The 221-nt window shown below is 38.9% G+C and carries 1 pseudogene; it reads left to right on the top strand.

From position 1 onward, the window contains the following. A pseudogene (locus BN202_RS09200) lies at positions 1-221 on the top strand (phage antirepressor Ant); the annotation flags it as partial.

Genomic DNA, 221 nt, shown 5'->3' on the forward strand with positions numbered 1-221 from the left:
CCACAAGTTGATTACTCAAAACCCGAAGCATTACTTGGCGTCTTGAATCACTTACAAAGCCAAATTGAACAGAAAGATCATGTGATTGCAGAATTGACTCCGAAAGCAGAGGCTTTGGATGGCTTAAAGCGCTCTGATGGGCTGTTCGGTCTTATTGAAGCAGCGAAAATGTTAGAGGTACGACCAAAAGATTTGACCGATTATTTTTATAAAAATATTAT

Origin of the sequence: Bartonella florencae, assembly GCF_000312525.1 — a bacterium.
Taxonomy (GTDB): Bacteria; Pseudomonadota; Alphaproteobacteria; order Rhizobiales; family Rhizobiaceae; genus Bartonella; species Bartonella florencae.